Genomic DNA, 1,838 nt, shown 5'->3' on the forward strand with positions numbered 1-1,838 from the left:
GGAAAAAGTATGAATTCCGCTTTACTTCTCATTGTATCCGGCTGCCTATTCGTTTTGGCGTATCGCTATTATTCCGCATTTATTGCTGCTAAAGTTCTCATGCTTAATGACACGTACGTAACTCCTGCCTATCGTTGCAACGATGGACGCGAGTTTGTGCCTACGAACAAGTGGGTGCTCTTCGGTCATCACTTTGCTGCCATTGCCGGCGCAGGCCCGCTTGTAGGTCCTGTATTGGCGGCCCAATATGGCTGGGGCCCTGGCTTTGCTTGGATTCTTTTGGGATCCATCTTTGCAGGCGCTGTGCATGACTTCATTATTCTCTTTGCGTCTATCCGTCATAATGGTCAGTCCTTGGCCGTTATCGCCCGGCGTGAAGTAGGACCCCTTACCGGTATCACGACTTCCCTTTCGATTTTCTTCATTATCATTGTAGCTTTGGCCGGCTTGGCCATGGTTGTTGTAAATGCTCTCTTTAAAAACCCCTGGGGCCTTTACACCTTGAGCATGACGATTCCGATCGCGATCGTAATTGGTCTGTATATGTTCAAAATCTTCCCCGGCGCCATTCGTTCCGGTTCCATTATTGGCTTTTTGGCCGTATTGGGCGCTGTTTTTTCGGGGAGTTGGCTGCTTCCTGGCGGGCCGCTGGAAAGCTGGGCTGAAGCATTCAACTTGAGCAAGCCTGCTTTGTCGGTTGCTTTGCCTATTTACGGCTTCTGCGCCGCTACGCTGCCTGTATGGCTGTTGCTGGCGCCGCGCGATTATTTGAGCTCCTATATGAAAATCGGTACTATTGGCGCTTTGGCGCTGGGCATTCTGATTGTGCAGCCTTCGGTTAATATTCCTTTCACGACGCCTTTTATTAATGGCGGCGGTCCTATTATTCCTGGACCAGTATGGCCCTATGTATTTATCACCATTGCTTGCGGCGCCATTTCTGGTTTCCACTCTCTGATTAGCTCCGGTACGACGCCGAAAATGATTGAACTTGAGACACATGCTCGGGCTATTGGCTACGGCGGCATGGTCATGGAAGGCTTTGTTGCTATGATGGCGTTGATTTCCGCCGTGGTTATGATGCCTGGCGACTATTTGGCTATTAACAGCCCGGCGGCTGCCTATGCCAAAGTGGCTGCGCAGTTCCCGACGGTAGAAATTAAACAGCTGTCCGCCTTGGTTGGCATGGATGTTATGCATCGTCCTGGCGGCGCCGTTTCGCTGGCCGTGGGCATGGCCCATATTTTCTCCAGCATCGGCGGTATGAAGCATCTGATGAGCTACTGGTATCAATTTGCTATCATGTTTGAAGCTCTCTTTATCCTGACTACGATTGATGCAGGCACCCGTGTTGCCCGCTACATTTTGCAGGATATTCTGGGAACCTATGTATACGCTCCTTTGAAAGAGTCTCATTGGTGGCCTGGCATTCTTTTCACCAGCGCCCTTGTAAGCGTAATGTGGGGCTACTTGCTCTACAGCGGTGATGTGGGAACCATCTGGCCGCTCTTTGGCGTGGCCAATCAGCTTCTCGCCATTGTTGCTTTGGCTTTGGGAACGACGATCATTTTGAAAATTGCTCCTAAAAGCTACGCCTTGATTACCTTTGTGCCAATGGCCTTCCTGGTTGTTACCGTTATTGCCGCAGGTATTATGAATGTCGGCATGTTTTTCAAGAGGGGAGACCTCTTGGGGAATATTAACGGAACGGTCAGCATTGTCTTGATCATTTTGGTAGTTATTACGTTGATCGACTGCGCTCGCAAGTGGCTGGAATTGCTGAAGACGGATAAACCGGTCGGCATGAATACGGAAATCCAAAACTTCTGCGAGTATGG

1 protein-coding gene is annotated in these 1,838 nt (G+C 50.1%); it reads left to right on the top strand.

All coding sequences use genetic code 11. The annotated features are described in order from the left end of the window. Positions 1 to 9 precede the first annotated feature (9 nt). A partial coding sequence (locus PHF27_RS11915; protein WP_300070342.1) for a carbon starvation protein A occupies positions 10 to 1,838 on the top strand: 1,829 nt, incomplete at its 3' end.

Origin of the sequence: Anaeromusa sp. (assembly GCF_028691475.1) — a bacterium.
Taxonomy (GTDB): domain Bacteria; phylum Bacillota; class Negativicutes; order Anaeromusales; family Anaeromusaceae; genus Anaeromusa.